Below are 238 nucleotides of genomic sequence, written 5' to 3' on the forward strand. Positions count from 1 at the left end.
GATATAACATCCAAGCTTTTGAGACAAGAGGTAAAGACCCATTAGGCTCGTCAGGTAATCTATTCCATGTCTCATCATTGACCGAATCCATAGGTATCTGCAACTTTTGCTCTTCATGTATACTTCCTTTCTCATCCTTCTCCTCTGCATCTATCATAAGTCTTTCACCGCCTGAAACATCTGGAACCCTGAAAAGACCTCTGATATTGATTGTTTTGTTGTTTGTCTTAATGTGCTC

1 protein-coding gene is annotated in these 238 nt (G+C 39.9%); it reads right to left on the reverse strand.

Annotated features, from left to right (window positions below; genetic code table 11):
- The coding region (locus RBK99_RS13505) for a hypothetical protein (protein ID WP_317505109.1) at positions 1-238 on the reverse strand (238 nt) is incomplete at both ends.

This window comes from Idiomarina solivarensis (assembly GCF_033052755.1).
Classification (GTDB): Bacteria; Pseudomonadota; Gammaproteobacteria; order Enterobacterales; family Alteromonadaceae; genus Idiomarina.